Genomic DNA, 18,730 nt, shown 5'->3' on the forward strand with positions numbered 1-18,730 from the left:
GACACCAAATGCAAATGGAAAATTTCGCACCGATCATGTTCGCAGGCCTCGTCGTGGTGATGCTGGTCGGCTTCCCCGTCGCTTTCTCGCTCGCTGCGCTGGGCCTGGCCAGCGGTTTTTATGCCATTGAAATGGGCTGGTTCCCCGTTGCCTTCATGAGCAACTTGCCCATCTCGATTTTCTCGATCTTGAGCAACGACCTGTTGCTGGCCATCCCCTTCTTCACCTTCATGGGGACCATTCTTGAAAAGTGTGGTCTGGCCGAAGACATGCTGGATTCCATGGGCCAATTGTTTGGCCCCGTGCGAGGAGGGCTGGGTTACTCGGTCATCATCGTGGGCTTCATTTTGGGGGCCATCACCGGCACCGTGGCCGGGCAAGTGATCGCCATGGCCTTGATTTCACTGCCTGTGATGATCCGCTACGGCTACAACATGCGCTACGCCACGGGCGTTTTGGCGGCGTCAGGCACGATCACGCAGTTGGTTCCTCCATCACTGGTCTTGGTGGTGCTGGCTGACCAATTGGGCAAACCTGTGGGCGACATGTACAAAGGCGCTTGGGGCCCTTCGCTGATTCAGATAGCCATGTTCGCGCTTTACACCTATGGTTTGGGTTTGATCAAACCCGAATATGTGCCCGGCGTTCCAAAAGAAGAGCGCACCTTAAACGGTTGGGCGCTGTGGGCCAAGTGCCTGAAAGGCATCATCCCATCGGCTGTGCTGATTTTCACCGTGCTGGGCTCGATGGGCGGCTTGCCGTTTCAAGACTCCGCACTGGCAACTCCGACCGAGGCCGGTGCCATGGGTGTGGTGGGCGCATTGATTCTGGCCGCCATGCACAAACGCCTGAACTGGAGTCTGTTGTGGGAAGCCATGCACGGCACCATGCGCCTGACGGCCATGGTCGTGTTCATTTTGATCGGCTCACGCGTGTTCAGCCAGGTCTTCCAGGGCGTAGACGGGGCCAAATGGGTCGAACACTTGCTGACCGGCTTGCCGGGCGGCCAGGTGGGCTTCCTGATCGTGGTAAACCTGTTTGTGTTTTTCCTGGCCTTTTTCCTCGACTTCTTTGAAATTGCTTTCATCATCGTGCCGATGCTGGCGCCCGTGGCCGACAAACTGGGCATTGACCTGATCTGGTTTGGTGTGCTGCTCTGCGTCAACCTGCAAACCAGTTTTATGCATCCGCCGTTTGGCTTTGCGCTCTTTTACTTGCGTGGCATTGCAGACACGTTGTTCAAGGACAAACGCATCCCTGTGGCCGTGAAATCAAGTGACATCTATTTGGGATCCATCCCTTGGGTGATCATGCAAATCATGCTGGTGGTGATCGTGATCTTTGTACCGCAAACTGTGACCGCCTTCCTCGACAAGGAAGTCAAGGTGGACATCGACAAGGTGGTCATCGAGATGCCCCAAGACGGCCCTTCAGAACTGGAAACACCGACACCGGCAACAGGCGCTGAGCAAGAAAAATCCGCCAAGGATGCGCAGGACAAGATTGACGACTTGTTTAAGAAATAAAGCGCTAAGCCTCTTCAAACGCCTCGATTTCGAGGCGTTTTTTATGCGTACACCTCAATGACAACCTCACCCTTACCCGATTTGACCGAGCACCTGGGCCCAGCCCCTTTTCGCTTCATCCCGAAACACGAAACCGTGGCATCACCCGCATTCAGCTTACCGTTCAAGGTCTTGGCCATCTTGCTTTTGCTGGGCTTGGCTTTCTGGGCGTACCAACTGCACGGTCCCCAAATGGCACAAACCGACCACCTCTGGCTGTGGGCGGCATGGGGCATCATGGCCTATACCGTCGGCCACCTGCTGCTGGGAAAAACACAGCTGACATCCCAGACCTTGGAGCAAACTTGGATCTGGCACAAAAAGGTCGAGCTTCGTGACCTGGCCTACGTCAAACTGATCCGAGTCCCCGGCCTGGACGCCGTGATTGCACCACGCCTTTATGCCCGGACCTTGATGGGAAAATTCACCGTGATTTACGCGTGCAGTCCGGAAATGATCGATGAGTTCAAACGGCTGGGGGCCGAACTCAAAGAGTTTCGATCCATGCACTGATCGTTCTTTTAAACTCTTAACTGGAGACATTCAAAAACAAAAAACCGGCCTAGGCCGGTTTTTTTGTGACTGACTCAGATCACAGCTTTTGAGCTTGCATGAACTTGTCAAAGGTGGCTTCGGTGAAGCGGAACCACAGGTTCTGGTCTGCCTGGAATTTGCGGTAATCACCGTAAATTTTCTTCCAGTCAGGGTTCTTCTCGTTCAACTCTTCGTAAACCGCCATGGACTGCTTGAAGGCTTCTTTCATCACAGCATCAGGGAAAGCACGCAACTTGGTGCCTTTGCCCACGAGCTCTTTCAAAGCTGCCGGATTCTTGGCATCGTACTTGGCCTGCATGGTGGTATGAGCCACGGCTGCAGCGGCTGCAACGATCGCCTTGTTCTCTGGCGACAGTGCGTCGTAGGCTTTTTGATTGATAAAGAAGTCCAACTGTGGACCGCCCTCCCACCAACCTGGGTAGTAATAAAACGGTGCGACCTTGTTGAAGCCTAGTTTCTGATCATCGTACGGGCCAATCCACTCGGCTGCGTCGATCGTGCCTTTTTCCAAAGACGTGTAGATCTCGCCACCAGGGATGTTTTGCGGCACGCCGCCCATGCGCTCGAGAACGCGACCAGCAAAGCCACCGATGCGCATTTTCAGGCCCTTGATGTCGGCAACGCTCTTGATCTCTTTGCGGTACCAGCCGCCCATCTGGGCACCTGTGTTGCCACCTGGGAAGTTGATCATGTTGTACTTGGCGTAAAACTCGCGCATCAGCTTCAAGCCATTGCCTTCGTACATCCAAGCTGTCATCTGGCGGCTGTTCAAGCCGAATGGGATAGCACAACCCAGAGCGAAGGCTTCGTTCTTGCCAAAAAAGTAATAAGGGGCGGTGTGGGCCATCTCAACCGAACCCTGCTGCACTGCGTCCACCACGCCAAAAGGCGGTGTGATTTCGCCTGCGGCATGCACCGAAATTTCAAATTTCCCACCCGACATGGCTTTGACGTTCTGAGCAAAGACATCGGCGGCGCCGTGAATGGTGTCCAGCGCCTTCGGGAAGCTGGAGCTCAGGCGCCAACGAATGGCAGCTTGGGCATGAACAGCTGGGGCAACACCAGCGGCCAAGACGCCGGCCAAGCCAGCGTTTTTGATGACGGAACGACGATCCATGAATGGGCTCCTGTTGAAAATATAAGACACACCCAGAGAGCCGGGCATTGACTCTTGAGTCGGGCTTTATTGTAAGAAGTGAGGCATGGACAAGGGCTGCGGGTTTACCCTTTTTGTGCAATCTGAAATCGAAAATTTTTTGAAATTTAAATCGTTTAAAAAAAATTAAACCCGCTACTTGATTGGACTTCAATCGGGCCAGCGCAGCCGAATGGCGCGCTCAATGCCCAGCGCATCCAACCCCTGCGAGGTCAGCAACTTGGCAGGGTCACCGTGCTCGATGAATTCATCGGCAAAGCCCAACTGCAACAAAGGCCGAACCAGCTTGGCGGCTTGCAGCGCTTCTGACACCGCACTGCCTGCGCCGCCCATGATGCAACCGTCTTCCAGGGTGGCCAGCCGCTCGTGACTTTGGGCCATCTGCGTCAGCAATTCGGTGTCCAGCGGCTTGACCCAGCGCATGTTGACCACCGTGGCATTGAGTTTCTCTGCCGCTTGCAGGGCCGGAGCCAGCAGGCTGCCAAAGACCAAAATGGCCAGCTGTTCGCCCTGGCGGCGCACTTCGCCTTTGCCGAAGGGCAAAACATCCAAGTCACAGCCGGGCACCGCGCCCACACCAGCCCCGCGTGGGTAACGCACGGCGACCGGGTGGTTTTGGGCGTATGCAGTGCTCAGCAATTGGCGGCACTCGCGCTCATCGGCCGGGCAAGCCAGGCTCATGTTCGGAATGCAACGGACAAATGCGATGTCATATGCCCCTGCGTGGGTCGCCCCATCGGCCCCCACCAGACCTGCACGGTCAATGGCAAATACCACCGGCAAGTTTTGCAGGGCCACGTCGTGGATCAACTGGTCGTAGGCACGTTGCAAAAACGTCGAATAAATCGCCACCACGGGCTTGAGACCTTCGCAGGCCATGCCTGCGGCAAAGGTGACGGCATGCTGCTCAGCGATGCCCACGTCGTAATAACGGTCAGGAAAACGGCGGTGAAAGTCCAGCATCCCGGAGCCTTCGCGCATGGCGGGCGTGATGCCCACCAGACGCTTGTCTTGCTCGGCCATGTCACACAACCACTGGCCAAACACCTGGGTGAAGGTGGTTTTAGGCGGCGTAACGGGGGGCAGCAAGCCCACATTCGGATCAAATTTACCGGGGCCGTGATAGGCCACTGGATCGGCCTCGGCCAGTTTGTAGCCTTGCCCTTTTTTGGTGACCACATGCAAGAACTGCGGGCCAGCCAGGTGTTTGATGTTTTCCAGCGTCGGGATCAGCGATTCAAGGTCGTGTCCGTCGATCGGTCCGATGTAGTTGAAGCCAAATTTCTCGAACAACGTGGCGGGCACCACCATGCCTTTGGCGTGTTCTTCGAGGCGCTTGGCCAACTCAAACAGCGGCGGCGCGTTCTTGAGCACGTTTTTACCCACCGTTTTGGCTGCCGAATAAAAACGCCCACTCATCAGCTGGGCCAGATACCGGTTGAGTGCACCGACCGGCGGGCTGATCGACATGTCGTTGTCGTTCAAGATCACCAGCAGCTTGCAGTCCTCAACGCCCGCGTTGTTGAGGGCCTCAAAAGCCATACCCGCGGTCATGGCCCCATCGCCAATCACCGCGATGCTGTGACGCGACTCGCCCTTTTGGCGGGCGGCCAAAGCCATGCCCAAAGCCGCTGAAATGCTGGTCGACGAATGCCCCACGCCGAAGGTGTCGTACTCACTTTCGTCGCGGCGCGGAAACCCCGACAAACCGCCCATTTGACGCAAGGACGGCATGCGATCGCGTCGCCCAGTAAGGATCTTGTGCGGGTACGTCTGATGCCCCACATCCCACACGATGCGGTCTTCTGGCGTGTTGAACACGTAGTGCAACGCCACCGTCAACTCGACTGTGCCGAGATTGGAGCTGAGGTGACCACCCGTTTTGGACACGTTGTCCAAAACACAGCTTCTCAATTCATCGGACAGGCGCGGCAACTCGTGGCGCAGCAAGCGGCGCAGGTCTGCAGGCGAGGCGATGGTTTGGAGTAATGCGGTCATAAATTAGTTGTTACGTTGTACCACCGTGGCGGTTAGAGCACGCAATGCCGCCAGACGGGCATCGGGCAGCCCGGTATCGGCAAGGGCCTGCATGGCCTGATCGGCCAAGGCGTCGGCGTAGGCCTTGGCCGCCTCTAGCCCCATCAGGGCCACATAAGTGGGTTTGTCGGCGGCCTCGTCTTTGCCCGCTGTCTTGCCCAGCGTGGCCGAATCGGCCGTCACATCCAGCACATCGTCCACCACCTGAAAAGCCAGGCCCAGCGCCTGCCCGAAACGGACTAAGGCAGTTTGCGCAGCATCGGACACCCCGGCTCCGGCTCCGGCTCCGGCTCCGGCTCCGGCTCCGGCCCCAGCCACACAAGCTACACCCATTTGCACACTGCACAGCAGCAAAGCACCCGTTTTGAGGCGGTGCATCTGGCGCAACTGGTCTTCGCTCAGACGCTGGCCCACGCTCGCCAGGTCAATCGCCTGGCCACCGGCCATGCCTTGGTAGCCAGAGGCACGCGCCAACAAAGCCACACAGGACGCTTGCGCAGACGCCGCCACACTGCCGTCCTGGGGGGTCAGCATTTCAAACGCCAAGGTTTGCAAGGCATCGCCCGCGAGCAAGGCCTGCGCCTCACCAAATTGCACATGCACCGTCGGTTTGCCGCGCCGCAGCACGTCGTTGTCCATGCTGGGCATGTCGTCGTGCACCAGCGAATAAGCATGGATGAGCTCGATCGCACAGGCGGCATTCAGGGCGGCCACACTTTGTGGGGCATCGCCTAAAGCCTCGGCAGTGGCCAGCACCAACAAGGGGCGCAGGCGTTTGCCGCCATCAAGCACGGCGTAACGCATAGCCTGGCCCAAAGCGGCGGGCGATTCGGCCTGAATGGCATCAGACAAAGCAGCCTCTACGCGGTCCAGATGCACTTGCATCCAGCCTTTCAGGTCAAACAGACTCATGCGCCACTCCAGGGTTTGAGTTGACCGCCGTCCAGTACCTGAATCTGGTCTTCAACTGCCTTGAGTTTGTCACGGCAAAAAGCCAGCAAAGCCGCGCCGCGCTGGTAGCCGCTGAGCAACTGGTCCAAGGGCATCTGACCCGACTCCAATTGCCCCACCAAAAGCTCCAACTCGGATAAAGCCGCCTCGTAAGTGGCGGGTAAAGCCGGCACAAGGGCGTCAGCGAGGTCGGATTTGGCAGCCTTGGGCATAAAAGTGTTCCGGCAAAAGCGTCAATTTTAGGCGTTAAGCATCCGTCCAGCTGACAAAAGCCCCTTTAGTCCGCCTGCACAAAGCGTCATTGCGGCGCATTTTCAGGATGTGTGAACCAGCAGCCCGCTGCTCAGGGACCTGCGGGGTAGAATCAAGGCTCATCGGCAGGAAATTTCCTGTCATTTTTTTGCGCAGTTTTCATTGAATTCAGCGCTATGTCCCTGCCCCTTCATAGGGGGAGTCTCTAGGTCAGGTCACCCATGTCTGATTTAAGTCTTCAACTGCAGCAGGCCGCAAGCCAACTACCAGTTTCCACTTATTTCGATGAGGCGCTGTTTCAGCGCGAATTGAACACGCTCTTCCGGCAAGGCCCACGCTATGTGGGCCACCAGCTGGCAGTGCCCAACCCGGGCGACTATTACGCCCTGCCCCACGAAGCCGAAGGCCGTGCCTTGGTGCGCAACGCACAAGGCGGGGTCGAACTCGTCTCCAACGTGTGCCGCCACCGCCAGGCGGTCATGCTGAATGGCCGAGGCAATCTGCAGACCCAGCAAAAAGGCAGTGCTGGCGGCAACATCGTTTGCCCCTTGCACCGCTGGACCTACGCGCCAGACGGACAACTCCTGGGTGCGCCGCATTTTTCGCACGACCCCTGCCTGAATCTGAACAATTACAAGCTGCAGACATGGAATGGCCTGTTGTTTGAAGACAATGGCCGCGACATCGCCGCCGATCTGGCCGACATGGGACCTCGCTCGCAGCTCGATTTTTCGGGCTATGCGCTTGACCGGGTCGAGTTGCACGAATGCAATTACAACTGGAAGACCTTCATCGAGGTCTATCTGGAGGACTACCACGTGGGTCCTTTCCACCCGGGGCTGGGCCAGTTTGTGACCTGCGACGACCTGAACTGGGAGTTCAAGGAACACTATTCGGTGCAGACCGTGGGCGTGTCTGGTGGCTTTGGCAAACCCGGCTCGGACACCTACAAAAAATGGCACGAGGTGCTGCTGAAGTACCGCAACGGCCAGTTGCCCGAACGCGGCGCCATTTGGCTGACGTATTACCCGCACATCATGGTCGAGTGGTACCCGCATGTGCTCACGGTGTCGACCCTGCACCCGATCAGCGCCCACAAGACGCTGAACATGGTGGAGTTTTATTACCCCGAAGAAATCGTCGCCTTTGAGCGCGAATTCGTCGAGGCACAGCAGGCCGCTTACATGGAAACCTGCATCGAGGACGACGAGATCGCAGAGCGCATGGATGCGGGCCGCAAAGCCCTGCTGGCGCGTGGCGACAACGAGGTAGGCCCCTACCAAAGCCCCATGGAAGACGGCATGCAGCACTTCCACGAGTGGTACCGCCGCCAGATGAAAAGCCTCTGAGCAGAAAGCACAGATGCAAGCCTCCTGGATGATTCTGGCGTCGCTGTTTTTTGCGACGATGAGTGTCTGCATCAAATTCGCCGCACCGCATTTCGACACTTTTGAACTGGTCTTCTACCGGGGACTGATCGGCATGGCCTTCATGGCCACCCTGTGCAAGGTGCAAAAAGTGCCTTTGCGCACAACGATTCCCATGATGCATGTCTGGCGCTCCATCATCGGTGTGGCCTCGCTCTCGGCCTGGTTTTACGCTATAGCCCATCTGCCATTGGCCACGGCCATGACGCTCAACTACATGAGCGGGGTGTGGGTGGCGGCCTTTTTGATCAGCGGCACCTTGGTCATGGGCCGCTTGCAAGACGCGAGCAAACAAGGTCCGATGGTGCTCACGGTGATCGCTGGCTTCAGTGGCGTGATCATGATCTTGCGCCCCACCATTGAGCAAAACCAGCTGTTTGCAGGCGTCATCGGCCTGCTTTCGGGCTTGGGCGCTGCACTGGCCTACATGCAAGTAACCGCGCTGGGCCGAGTAGGCGAACCAGAATCCCGCACGGTTTTTTACTTCTCCATCGGCACCACGGTCGTGGGTGGTGTGGTCATCTTGTTCTCGGGTGCCAGTGCCTGGACCTGGCCCGCCGCCTTGTGGCTGCTGCCGATTGGCGTGCTGGCTGCTTTGGGCCAACTGAGCATGACCAAAGCTTACAGCCGAGGTGCCACCTTGGTGGTGGCCAACTTGCAATATTCGGGCATCGTATTTGCTGCCCTGTATGGCCTTTTCTTGTTTGGCGACCAGATCCCCCTCATTGGCTGGGCGGGCATAGCGCTCATCATTGCCAGCGGCATAGCGGCAACCGCCTTGCGCAGCCGCGCCCTGCCCCGCGCCCCTGCCGAAGAACACTGACCCCGGAGACACCGCATGTACAGCTTGTTGATCACCGCCCGCGAATTGCAACAACTGCAGCAACAAGGCACCCCCTGCGCTGTGCTGGATTGCAGTTTTGACTTGATGAAACCGGAACTGGCCGATGGTTTTTTTGAGGCGGTGCACATTTCGGGTGCCAAGCACGCCCATCTGGACAAGCACCTGAGCACACATCACCCGGACCAAGCGGTGAACGGTGGGCGTCACCCCTTGCCTCAGCGTGACGTGGTGGCGCAATGGCTGGGCAGCATGGGCATCCACAATGGCATGCAAATCGTGGTGTACGACCGCAACAAAGGCCATTACTGCGGCCGCTTGTGGTGGATGCTGAAATGGCTGGGGCACGACGCTGTCGCAGTACTCGATGGCGGGCTGCAAGCTTGGGAGGCTGCAGGCGGCACCTTGGCCTCGGGACCAGCCCCCGCGGCGATGCCCGCGCAGTTTGAGCTGAAAGCGCCGCTGCGCCAATTGGTGCTGACCGAGACAGTCGCTACAGAATTGGGCAAACCCACGCAAACCATCATCGACGCCCGCGCCGGAGCGCGTTACCGAGGCGAGGTGGAGCCACTGGACCCAGTGGCGGGGCACATTCCGGGTGCAATCAACCGACACTTCACCGAGAACTTCACCGAAGACGGCTTCTTCAAATCACCCGCAGTGCTCAAAACCGAATGGGACAAAGTACTGGCTGGGCGCAACGTCAGCAGCGTGGTGCACCACTGCGGCAGCGGCGTGACCGCCGTACCCAACCTGATCGCGATGGAGTTGGCAGGCTATGGGCCTGCAGCGCTCTATGCGGGCAGCTGGAGCGAGTGGAGCCGCACCCCCGGCCTGGCCTGCGCTCAGGGCTGAGGGCTGCCCGCAGCCAAACCACGGAGCAGATTCAGTGGCTGTGGCCCGCTGCCGAACTGACCAGCACCACCATGCCCATGCCCACGGCCAGCCAGATGATTTGTGCGGCTGTTTCTCGCGCAGACAGGCGTTTTTGCAATTGGGGAATCAAGTCTGCCAGTGCGACATAAATAAAGCTGCTGCTGGCCACTACCAAAAAATAAGGCAGCCAGTCGTGCAAGGCATCGACCAGCACATAACCCACGGCGCCACCAAAAGCTGTGATCGCTCCAGCCATTGAAACCTTGACGATGGCCGCGCGGCGGCTGCTGCTGCCTTGGCGCAAAACGGCCAGGTCACCCATGTGGTGCGGCACTTCGTGCGCCATCACGGCCAAAGCGGCAATCACACCCAGGCGCATGTCCGCCATGAAGGCCGATGCGATGAGAATGCCGTCGCCAAAACAATGCACGCTGTCCCCCGCCAAAACGGCCCACTGACCTCGCGGAAGCTCACTCACAGCACCTGAACTTGCCTGGTGGTGTCCATGCACTTCGTCGTAGGCATGGGGTTCGGCACGGTCATGGCCATGCTCGTGTGCGTGACCGCTGTGGTGCCCGTGATGGTGCTCATGCCCGTGATGCCAAAGCTCGGCTTTGTCGAGCAAAAAGAAAAACACCAAGCCCAGCAAGAGCGTCAGAAACAGCGCATGCGCGCCTGCTTCGCTTTCGAAAGCCTCGGGCAACAAATGCAAAAAAGACGTGGCCATCAAGGCCCCGGCGGCGAGACTCAGCATGTGCTGGGTATAGCGGCTCAAAATGCCAAAACTGAGCCAGGCCGCCACCCAGACGCTGCCGATGCCCGCCACCAAAGTGCCCACCAAAATCGCCAATAAAGTCATCATGTTTCCCGGAATGCTGTGCATCCCAAAACAAACCGCCCAAAAGGGCGGTTGTTGCGTTCAAAAAATCAAGCCACACCTTGGCGTTTGAGCCAAGCCAGCAAGCGCTGCCAGCCGTCTTCTGCCGCCGCCGCGCGGTAGCTGGGGCGGTAATCGGCATGGAAAGCGTGTGGTGCGTCAGGATAAACCACAAACTCACTGGATTTGGCCGCGGCTGGCCCCTGCGCCAGTTCAGCTTTCATCTTATCAACCGTGTCAAGGGGAATGCCCGTGTCGGCAGCACCGTACAAGCCCAACACGGGCGCCTTCAGCTTGCCCACCAGAGCCAGCGGGTGCGTGGGCGTCTGCGCTGTCGCATTGCCCACCAAGCGGCCATACCAGGCCACCCCCGCCTTGATTTTGGGCTGGTGCGCGGCATACAGCCAAGTGATGCGGCCACCCCAGCAAAAGCCGGTGATGGCCAACTTGTTGGTGTTGCCACCGTTTGCCGCCGCCCAAGCCACACAAGCGTCCAGATCGGCCATGACCTGGTCATCGGGCACTTTGGAAATCACCTCGGCTTGCAGTTTGGCGATTTCACCGTACGCACTGGCGTCGCCCTGACGCACGAACAGCTCGGGCGCAATCGCCAAGTAGCCAGCCTGGGCCAGACGGCGCGTGACGTCAGCGATGTATTCGTGCACACCAAAGATCTCGGAAATCACCAGCACCACCGGCAAACCGGTTTTGCCTGCAGGTGCGCTGCGGTAGGCAGGCATCTTGAAACCATTCACGTCAATGGTCACCTCGCCAGAAACCAAACCCGTTGAAGGGGTCTTGATGGCCGTTTGGGCCATGATCGGCATGGCCGCTGCGGCATAACCTACGCCCAAAGCGGCTTTCAAAGCCACTCGGCGCGTGGCACCGCTGGCGCCAATTCGTCCGCCCAGCAGGGCTTGTGCGTCGTTAATCAGATCGTTGTTCAAGGAGAGTCTCCAAAATCGTCCGTGAAAGGGATGCTTATCTTGGCACATGCGCTTTTTTGTTGCACGAACCCGGACATTTAAACTGCCCCCATGCACGACACTGCCTTGCCCGTTCTGTATTCATTTCGCCGCTGCCCCTATGCCATGCGAGCCCGACTGGCATTGCATGTCAGCGGCCTGGCGCACGAGCACCGTGAGGTGGTTTTGAAGCAAAAACCCGCCCACATGCTGGCCTTGTCGCCCAAAGGCACGGTCCCGGTTTTGTGGCTGCGCGCCGCTTCGGGTGATCAAATTCTGGACCAAAGCCTGGACATCATGCTGTGGGCACTGCGCCAGCACGACCCACTGGCTTGGCTGGCCGATACGGATCAAGGCATGGCCGACGCGCAGGCCCTCATCGCACACAACGACGGCCCCTTCAAACACCACCTGGACCGGTACAAATACCCCAATCGCTCAGGTTTAGAAAGTGGCCATGCCGACCGTGACCTGGCCGCAGTCTGGCTGCAATCGCTCGATGCCCGTTTGCAGGCGCAGCCTTTTTTGGCGGGTGGGCATGAAGGCTTGGCCGACGCGGCCTTAGCCCCTTTCATCAGGCAATTTGCCCACACCGATCCGGGCTGGTTTGCGGCGCAGCCTTGGCCCGGCCTGTTTGCATGGCTGGCGCGATTTGAAGCCTCTGAACTGTTCAAGGCCATCATGCACAAGCACGAGCCGTGGCAAGAGGGCGCTTGATGCTCAGTGCGCCTGCTCCCAATTAGGCCCAAAACCCACTTCGGCCAGCAAAGGCACCTTCAGATCGGCCACGCTGGCCATGATGCGCGGCACCTCGGTGCGCACCCATTCCACCTCGGCCTCAGGCACCTCAAACACCAGTTCATCGTGCACCTGCATGATGACTTTGGTGGCCTTGCCTTGCTCGTCCAGCGCTTTTTGCACCGCCACCATGCTCAGCTTGATCAAATCAGCCGCCGTGCCCTGCATGGGCGCATTGATGGCGGCGCGCTCGGCCCCGGCGCGGCGCGGGCCATTGGGGCTGTTGATCTCGGGCAGCATCAAGCGGCGACCCAACACCGTCTCGACATAGCCCAAGGCCTTGGCCTGTTCGCGAGTGGCGTCCATGTAGTGCTTGACGCCCGCAAAGCGCTCAAAGTAGCGGGTGATGTAGTTTTTGGCAGCCGTGTTGTCAATACCCAGCGCCTTGGCCAGCCCAAAGGCGCTCATGCCGTAAATCAGGCCAAAGTTGATGGTCTTGGCGTAACGGCGCTGCTCGCTGCTCACCGTATCGGGCGTGGCGCCAAACACTTCGGCGGCGGTGGCTTTGTGCACGTCGAGTCCTTCATGAAAAGCCTTGAGCAAGGCCGCATCGTCGCTCAGGTGCGCCATGATGCGCAGCTCGATCTGGCTGTAGTCGGCGCTGGCGATCACGCAGCCGGGCGGGGCCACAAAGGCCTCGCGCACCTTGCGGCCTTCGGCGGTGCGCACCGGGATGTTTTGCAAATTCGGCTCGTTGCTCGACAGTCGGCCTGTCACGGCCACGGCCTGCGCGTAATGCGTGTGCACACGGCCTGTGCGCGGCAGCGCCATTTGCGCCAGTTTGTCGGTGTAAGTGCCCTTGAGTTTGGACAGGCTGCGGTGCTCGAGGATACGGGCCGGCAGCGGGTAGTCTTCGGCCAGTTTTTCCAGCACCTCTTCGTCAGTGCTGCGTGCGCCCGTGGCGGTTTTCTTGACGACGGGCAGGCCCAGCTTGTCAAAAAAGATTTCGCCCAGCTGCTTGGGGCTGGCCAGGTTGAAGGGCTGGCCCGCAATTTCGTAGGCCTCGGTTTCGAGCTGCACAATGCGCTCGCCCAGCGCCTGGCTTTGCGCGGCCAGCGTGGGTGCGTCGATCAGCACGCCATTGCGCTCAATGCGGTAGAGCGCTTCGCTGGTCTGGATTTCAAGCTCATAAACATACTTGAGTCCCGCATGCGCCTCGATCTGCGGCCATAGCGCCGAGTGCACATCCAGACACTGGTCAGCGTCTTCACATGAATAATTCGCCGCCTTGTCCACATCCACCTGCGCAAAAGGGATCTGGTGCACACCCTTGCCGCACAGGTCTTCATACGTCACGCCTTTGCGCCCCACATGGCGCTCGGCCAGGCTAGAGAGGCCGTGCGGTTTGTGCACTTCGAGCACATAACTCTCGAGCATGGTGTCGTGGGCGTAGCCCTGCACCTCAATGCCGTGGTTGGCGAACACATGCCGGTCGTATTTGATGTTCTGGCCCAGCTTGTGACGGGCCGGGTTTTCCAGCCAAGGCTTCAATTTAGCCAGCACTTCGGCCAGCGGCAGTTGCTCGGGCGCACCCGGGCCGTTGTGGGCCAGCGGAATATAGGCCGCCTCGCCCGGCTGCACACTCAGCGAAATGCCCACGATCTCGGCACGCATGGCGTCGAGCGAGGTGGTTTCGGTGTCGATGGCCGTCAGTGGGGCTTGCTCAATCCGGGCGAACCACTGGTCAAAGGTGGCCCAGTCGAGCACCGTGTCGTATTTCAAGTCGCCATTGACCGAACTGGCCGCGATGGCGGCACTGTCATGCACGGGCCATGCCGGTGCTTGTTCATCTTGCGAAGCTCCGAACAAATCCCCCATGCCAGTGTCTTTGGGCTTGGCGGTTTTGGCTTTGGGCGCGGGCGCAGGCATGGCCCCACCCAGCGACTGCACCAAGCCTTTGAAGCCATAGGTCTGGTAAAAATTCAGCAACTTGTCTTTGTCGGGCTCGTGCAGGTGCAAGCTGGCCAATGAGGGCAAATCGGGCACCCAGTCATTCAAGTCGCAATCGATCTTCATGGTCACCAAGGCGCGGCCTTTGGGCAGCCAGTCCACGGCCTGGCGCAAGTTTTCACCTGCCACGCCCTTGATCTCGTGGGCGTTTTCCATCAGCTTGTCGAGTGAACCGTATTCGAGCAGCCACTTGGCCGCGGTCTTGGGGCCCACTTTGTGCACGCCGGGCACGTTGTCCACCGGGTCACCCACCAAGGTCTGGTAGTCGATCATCAGCGAGGGCGGCACGCCAAACTCTTCGGTCACACCCGCCACATCGCGCACCTTGCCGTTCATCGTGTCGATGATGGTGATGTGTTCATTGACCAACTGGCTCAAGTCTTTGTCGCCGCTCGACACCGTCACCTCGATGCCCTGTTGGGCGGCGGTGTGGGCCAAGGTGGCGATCACGTCGTCAGCCTCTACGCCGGGCACGTCCAGCACCGTCCAGCCCATCAGGCGCACCAGTTCGTGAATGGGTTCGATCTGCGTGCGCAAATCGTCAGGCATAGGACTGCGGTGGGCCTTGTACTCGGGGTACATCTCGTCCCGAAAAGTCGGCCCTTTGGCATCAAACACGCAGGCGGCATAGACAGCGGGCACATCCTTGCGCAGCCGCTCCATCATGTTGATCATGCCGCGAATCGCGCCCGTCGCCGCACTCGTCGGATCGCCGGGGACGGCCCGCAGGTCGGGCATGGCGTGGAAGGCACGGTACAGGTAGCTGGAGCCGTCGACCAACAAAAGGCTCGGCTTGGATGTTTCAGGGGTGTTTTCACTCATCCCCCGATTGTGTACCGGGTTAAGGGCTTGACCGTGAAACGACGCCATGATCGGGTGGCCGGGCCTGCGCCGGGGCGATGTGGCAAAGCGAAGCGCCTCTGAGCCCTGTTGCAGGCACGGCCACCCGATCTCCCCGCCAGTTCTGGGCAAACCCTGGCAGACCCGCAAAGGGCTGGCTGCGCGGGACCTCAGAGGCGCTTCGCTTTGCCGCATCGGCCCTGCGCAGCCAGCCCTTTGCGGATTATTTTTAACTTGTCGCCCTCTACAATCCCAGCTTTGCCCACCCAAGCCAGCCACGCTGGCGATCTGAACCTCTTCCCATGGCGGTATTCACCGAAGTCTCTGAAGCCCAGGCCAACGACCTGATGCAAGCCCTGAATTTGGGTCAACTCACTGCCTTGCGCGGCATCGAAGGCGGTATTGAAAACACCAATTACTTCGCCACCACCGATCAGGGCGAGTACGTGCTCACCCTGTTCGAGCGCCTGACACATGGGCAGCTGCCGTTTTATCTGTTGTTGATGAAACACCTGGCCGGGCGCGGCATTCCCGTGCCGGACCCTGCCGCCAACCGCGATGGCGATGTCCTTCACACCGTGGCCGGCAAACCCGCCGCTGTCGTCAACAAGTTGGCTGGCAAGAGCCAATTGCAACCGCAGACTGTGCATACAGCCGCCGTGGGCGAGATGCTCGCACGCATGCACCTGGCTGGGGCCGACTACAACCGCAGCCAGCCCAACCTTCGCGGCCTGACTTGGTGGAACGAGACCGTGCCCGTGGTACTGCCTTATTTGGACGAATCCCAGTCCGGCCTGCTGCGCAGCGAGCTGGCCTTTCAAAACCACACGGCGGCCAGCGCCGCTTATGCGGCCCTGCCACGAGGCCCGGTGCATGCCGATCTGTTCCGCGACAACGTGATGTTTGACGGCGAACGGCTGACGGGTTTCTTTGATTTCTATTTTGCGGGTGTGGACACTTGGCTGTTTGACTTGGCGGTGTGCCTCAACGACTGGTGCATCGACTTGCCCACCGGCGTGCACGATGCCGAACGCGCCCAAGCCATGCTGAAAGCCTACAACCGGGTGCGCCCCTTGAGCGCAGCAGAGCGGGCGCTGCTGCCTGCCCTTTTGCGGGCAGGGGCTTTGCGTTTCTGGATTTCAAGGCTCTGGGACTACCATCTGCCCCGTGAAGCCGCCATGCTCACACCCCACGACCCCACGCACTTTGAGCGCGTGCTGCGTGGCCGCGTCGACCACCCTGTTTTGGCCTCTGCCCTCATTTGACACCATGAACCTGCACATCGTTCCCGCCCGAACAGGCCTCCACTGGGCCATGCAAGGCGTGCGTACTTTCTGGCGCCAGCCACTGGCCATGTCGGGCTTGTTCTTTTTGTTCATGGCCAGCGTGTCGATCGTGTCCATGGTGCCTTTTGTTGGCGGCGCTTTGGCTTTGGTGATATTGCCTGCACTCACGCTGGGCATGATGGCCGCCACACAAACCGCCGTGCAGGGCAAATTTCCCATGCCCAGCGTTTTGTTTGTGGCGCTCAAGGCCGGCCCCCAACGCAAAACCATGTTCCACCTGGGCGGCTGGTACGCACTGCTGTTTTTAGGCCTGATGGTGGTTTCCATGCTGGCAGACGGTGGCACCTTTGCCAAAGTCTATTTCGGCGGCAGCCCCATGACGCCTGAAGTCGTCAATACCGAATCATTTCAAGCGGCTTTGTGGATCTCGATGGTGCTGTATATACCGGTGTCCATGATGTTCTGGCATGCCCCGGCTCTGGTCTACTGGCATGGTCTGCCGGCTGGCAAAAGCCTGTTTTTCAGCCTGGTGGCCTGCTGGCGTAACCTGAAGGCTTTCTCGGTCTATGTGCTGGTCTGGATCGGCATTTTCACCGGCTCCGGCATTGTGGCCTTGCTGGTCGCCAGCGCCTTGGGCGATGCCGAACTGATGATGCCCATCCTGATGCCCATGGGCCTGATGGTGACCGCCATGTTCCTCACATCCATATTGTTCACGGTACAAAGCTGTTTCACGCCCCCAGCCCACCCCGACGCCAATTCGCACACACCACCTTCGATGGACTGATGGGTCACTCTGGCCGCAAGGCCTGCGGCAGGTCGCTGGTACCGACCATGACACCGGACACAAAACCAACTTTGAATTATTTTTTGGGTTCACCCCAATTTAATTCACGCCAAAAGCCCACATCCAAGGGTTCACGCTAAGCCATATGGTCATTGGTGTCCAACATAATCTGCAGCGCAAGTTGTGTTGCAGCTCAAAGGGTTTTTGAAAACCCTTAGCAGCAACACTTTTCTCAATCCATCTGGAGATTTCTACATGCAACGTCGCACCCACTTGACCCTCCTCGCATCCTTGATGCTGACTACAGGCCTGGCTTTTGCCGCAGAACCGATCAAAGTCGGCGTGACAGGCCCCTACACAGGTGGCTCTTCCTCCATGGGCGTGAGCATGCGTGATGGCGTCAAACTGGCCATCACAGAAATCAACAAAGCCGGTGGCGTTCTGGGCCGTCAGCTGCAAGCTGTCGAACGTGACGACGAAGCCAAAAACGAGCGTGGCGTGCAAATCGCCCAAGAACTGATCAACAAAGAAAAAGTGGTCGCCACTTTGGGCTTCATCAACACCGGCGTGGCCCTGGCTTCGCAGCGTTTTTACCAAGAAGCCAAGATCCCGGTCTTCAACAACGTGGCCACCGGCTCCATCGTGACCCAGCAGTTCAAGGCCCCAGAGTTCCCAGACAACTACATCTTCCGCAACGCGGCGCACGACAGCATCCAGGCTCCCATGATCGTGGAAGAAGCCATCGGTCGCCGTGGCTTCAAGAAAGTCGCCATTTTGGCTGACTCGACCAACTATGGCCAACTGGGTCGCGAAGATCTGGAAAAAGCTCTGACCGCTAAAGGCGTCAAGGCCGTCGCGGTTGAAAAGTTCAACATCAAGGATGTGGACATGACCGCTCAGTTGCTCAAGGCAAAAGAAGCCGGTGCAGAAGCGATCCTGACCTACGCCATTGGCCCTGAGCTGGCACAAATCGCCAACGGCATGACCAAATTGGGCTGGAAAGTCCCCATGGTCGGCAGTTGGACTTTGTCGATGGCCAACTTCATTGACAACGCAGGCCCTGGCGGCGAAGGCGCGCGCATGCCGCAAACCTTCATTCAGGAAGCAAACACCGTCAAGCGCAAAGCCTTCATCGACGGCTACCTGAAGACCTTCAAGCCCAAAAACAACCGCATCGACTCACCCGTGTCGGCCGCTCAAGGTTATGACTCGGTTTACCTGCTTGCCGCTGCCATCAAGCAAGCGGGCAGCACCGACGGCGTGAAGATCCGCGAAGCCCTGGAAAACCTGCAAACCAAGGTTGAAGGCGTGGTCACCACTTATGACAAGCCTTTCACCCACGACGACCACGAAGCCATCACCGCCAACATCCCGGTGTTTGGCGAAGTCAAAGGCAGCCGTGTGGTTTATGCCTACGAAGAAGACAGCAAAAAAGGCTCGGACATCCGCACCAAAGCAGCCAAGAAAGAGGCTGCTGCCAAGCAGCCCGCCAAGAAGTAATTTGTGAACTTCCACACACCGTATTCGCTCACGCGGATACGGTGTTTTTTTCTGTGCTTTAGCTTTT

General features: G+C 58.9%; 16 protein-coding genes. 9 read left to right on the plus strand and 7 right to left on the minus strand.

Annotation, left to right across the window (positions count from 1 at the left end):
- Positions 1-8: 8 nt before the first annotated feature.
- Both BN3544_RS05065 and BN3544_RS05070 read left to right on the plus strand, forming a co-directional pair.
- Positions 9-1,526: a TRAP transporter large permease gene (locus tag BN3544_RS05065; protein WP_019431237.1), complete on the plus strand. Its 1,518-nt coding sequence runs from the start codon at positions 9-11 to the stop codon at positions 1,524-1,526.
- Positions 1,527-1,583: 57 nt separating this feature from the next.
- On the plus strand, positions 1,584-2,078 hold the full coding sequence (locus BN3544_RS05070) for a hypothetical protein (protein WP_019431236.1): 495 nt from the start codon (positions 1,584-1,586) through the stop codon (positions 2,076-2,078).
- A 79-nt stretch (positions 2,079-2,157) separates the two neighbouring features.
- Here BN3544_RS05070 and BN3544_RS05075 read toward each other — a convergent pair whose 3' ends face one another.
- From BN3544_RS05075 to xseB, 4 genes are all read right to left on the minus strand, one after another.
- Positions 2,158-3,237 carry a TRAP transporter substrate-binding protein gene (locus tag BN3544_RS05075; protein ID WP_019431235.1) on the minus strand — a complete coding sequence of 360 codons (1,080 nt, stop codon included), beginning with the start codon at positions 3,235-3,237 and terminating at the stop codon, positions 2,158-2,160.
- 189 nt (positions 3,238-3,426) lie between these two features.
- Positions 3,427-5,274 carry a 1-deoxy-D-xylulose-5-phosphate synthase gene (gene dxs / locus BN3544_RS05080; RefSeq protein WP_019431234.1) on the minus strand — a complete coding sequence of 616 codons (1,848 nt, stop codon included), beginning with the start codon at positions 5,272-5,274 and terminating at the stop codon, positions 3,427-3,429.
- Positions 5,275-5,277: 3 nt separating this feature from the next.
- Positions 5,278-6,225, minus strand: a complete 948-nt coding sequence (locus BN3544_RS05085; protein WP_019431233.1) for a polyprenyl synthetase family protein — start codon at positions 6,223-6,225, stop codon at positions 5,278-5,280.
- Positions 6,222-6,476, minus strand: coding sequence for an exodeoxyribonuclease VII small subunit (gene xseB / locus BN3544_RS05090; RefSeq protein ID WP_019431232.1), 255 nt, complete (start codon positions 6,474-6,476; stop codon positions 6,222-6,224). Before xseB ends, BN3544_RS05085 begins: the two co-directional genes overlap by 4 nt.
- 261 nt (positions 6,477-6,737) lie before the next feature.
- Here xseB and BN3544_RS05095 point away from each other — a divergent pair, with 261 nt between their 5' ends.
- Genes BN3544_RS05095 through BN3544_RS05105 form a run of 3 tightly spaced genes read left to right on the plus strand, consistent with a single transcriptional unit; the run spans position 6,738 to position 9,639 of the window.
- Entirely contained in the window at positions 6,738-7,865 is a 1,128-nt protein-coding gene (locus tag BN3544_RS05095) for an aromatic ring-hydroxylating oxygenase subunit alpha (protein WP_019431231.1), read from the plus strand.
- 13 nt (positions 7,866-7,878) lie between these two features.
- The gene (locus BN3544_RS05100; protein WP_019431230.1) at positions 7,879-8,766 is read left to right on the plus strand and encodes a DMT family transporter; all 888 of its coding nucleotides are present in this window, start codon (positions 7,879-7,881) and stop codon (positions 8,764-8,766) included.
- A gap of 15 nt (positions 8,767-8,781) precedes the next feature.
- On the plus strand, positions 8,782-9,639 hold the full coding sequence (locus BN3544_RS05105) for a sulfurtransferase (RefSeq protein ID WP_019431229.1): 858 nt from the start codon (positions 8,782-8,784) through the stop codon (positions 9,637-9,639).
- A gap of 31 nt (positions 9,640-9,670) precedes the next feature.
- Here the strand turns inward: BN3544_RS05105 and BN3544_RS05110 are convergent, their stop codons facing one another.
- Positions 9,671-10,519, minus strand: coding sequence for a ZIP family metal transporter (locus tag BN3544_RS05110; RefSeq protein WP_026036867.1), 849 nt, complete (start codon positions 10,517-10,519; stop codon positions 9,671-9,673).
- Positions 10,520-10,587: 68 nt separating this feature from the next.
- Positions 10,588-11,484 (minus strand): dienelactone hydrolase family protein, encoded by an 897-nt coding sequence (locus tag BN3544_RS05115; RefSeq protein WP_019431227.1) that lies wholly within the window; start codon positions 11,482-11,484, stop codon positions 10,588-10,590.
- Positions 11,485-11,574: 90 nt separating this feature from the next.
- Between BN3544_RS05115 and BN3544_RS05120 the strand changes: the two genes are divergently transcribed.
- A complete protein-coding gene (locus BN3544_RS05120) occupies positions 11,575-12,219 on the plus strand; it encodes a glutathione S-transferase (RefSeq protein ID WP_019431226.1) in 645 nt (214 codons plus the stop codon).
- A gap of 3 nt (positions 12,220-12,222) precedes the next feature.
- On the opposite strand, the gene polA is transcribed toward BN3544_RS05120, so the two are convergent.
- Positions 12,223-15,072 (minus strand): DNA polymerase I, encoded by a 2,850-nt coding sequence (gene polA / locus BN3544_RS05125; protein WP_019431225.1) that lies wholly within the window; start codon positions 15,070-15,072, stop codon positions 12,223-12,225.
- 320 nt (positions 15,073-15,392) lie between these two features.
- Between polA and BN3544_RS05130 the strand changes: the two genes are divergently transcribed.
- The 3 genes from BN3544_RS05130 (at position 15,393) to BN3544_RS05140 (ending at position 18,663) form a co-directional block, all read left to right on the plus strand.
- Entirely contained in the window at positions 15,393-16,355 is a 963-nt protein-coding gene (locus BN3544_RS05130) for a homoserine kinase (protein ID WP_019429607.1), read from the plus strand.
- A 4-nt stretch (positions 16,356-16,359) separates the two neighbouring features.
- Entirely contained in the window at positions 16,360-17,163 is an 804-nt protein-coding gene (locus BN3544_RS05135) for a BPSS1780 family membrane protein (RefSeq protein WP_019429606.1), read from the plus strand.
- A 294-nt stretch (positions 17,164-17,457) separates the two neighbouring features.
- Positions 17,458-18,663, plus strand: coding sequence for an ABC transporter substrate-binding protein (locus tag BN3544_RS05140; protein ID WP_231733919.1), 1,206 nt, complete (start codon positions 17,458-17,460; stop codon positions 18,661-18,663).
- Positions 18,664-18,730 lie beyond the last annotated feature (67 nt).

This window comes from Limnohabitans sp. Rim47 (assembly GCF_001517545.1).
Lineage (GTDB): Bacteria > Pseudomonadota > Gammaproteobacteria > Burkholderiales > Burkholderiaceae_C > Limnohabitans_A.

What these genes read in the sequence shown, in the direction of transcription:
- dxs (WP_019431234.1), bottom strand. Translation starts at nt 5,274, where the DNA reads ATGACCGCATTACTCCAAACCATCGCCTCGCCTGCAGACCTGCGCCGC.
- BN3544_RS05130 (WP_019429607.1), top strand. Translation starts at nt 15,393, where the DNA reads ATGGCGGTATTCACCGAAGTCTCTGAAGCCCAGGCCAACGACCTGATG.
- BN3544_RS05070 (WP_019431236.1), top strand. Translation starts at nt 1,584, where the DNA reads ATGACAACCTCACCCTTACCCGATTTGACCGAGCACCTGGGCCCAGCC.
- BN3544_RS05140 (WP_231733919.1), top strand. Translation starts at nt 17,458, where the DNA reads ATGCTGACTACAGGCCTGGCTTTTGCCGCAGAACCGATCAAAGTCGGC.
- BN3544_RS05065 (WP_019431237.1), top strand. Translation starts at nt 9, where the DNA reads ATGCAAATGGAAAATTTCGCACCGATCATGTTCGCAGGCCTCGTCGTG.
- BN3544_RS05120 (WP_019431226.1), top strand. Translation starts at nt 11,575, where the DNA reads ATGCACGACACTGCCTTGCCCGTTCTGTATTCATTTCGCCGCTGCCCC.
- BN3544_RS05075 (WP_019431235.1), bottom strand. Translation starts at nt 3,237, where the DNA reads ATGGATCGTCGTTCCGTCATCAAAAACGCTGGCTTGGCCGGCGTCTTG.
- BN3544_RS05135 (WP_019429606.1), top strand. Translation starts at nt 16,360, where the DNA reads ATGAACCTGCACATCGTTCCCGCCCGAACAGGCCTCCACTGGGCCATG.
- BN3544_RS05100 (WP_019431230.1), top strand. Translation starts at nt 7,879, where the DNA reads ATGCAAGCCTCCTGGATGATTCTGGCGTCGCTGTTTTTTGCGACGATG.
- BN3544_RS05095 (WP_019431231.1), top strand. Translation starts at nt 6,738, where the DNA reads ATGTCTGATTTAAGTCTTCAACTGCAGCAGGCCGCAAGCCAACTACCA.
- BN3544_RS05085 (WP_019431233.1), bottom strand. Translation starts at nt 6,225, where the DNA reads ATGAGTCTGTTTGACCTGAAAGGCTGGATGCAAGTGCATCTGGACCGC.
- BN3544_RS05105 (WP_019431229.1), top strand. Translation starts at nt 8,782, where the DNA reads ATGTACAGCTTGTTGATCACCGCCCGCGAATTGCAACAACTGCAGCAA.
- xseB (WP_019431232.1), bottom strand. Translation starts at nt 6,476, where the DNA reads ATGCCCAAGGCTGCCAAATCCGACCTCGCTGACGCCCTTGTGCCGGCT.
- polA (WP_019431225.1), bottom strand. Translation starts at nt 15,072, where the DNA reads ATGAGTGAAAACACCCCTGAAACATCCAAGCCGAGCCTTTTGTTGGTC.
- BN3544_RS05110 (WP_026036867.1), bottom strand. Translation starts at nt 10,519, where the DNA reads ATGACTTTATTGGCGATTTTGGTGGGCACTTTGGTGGCGGGCATCGGC.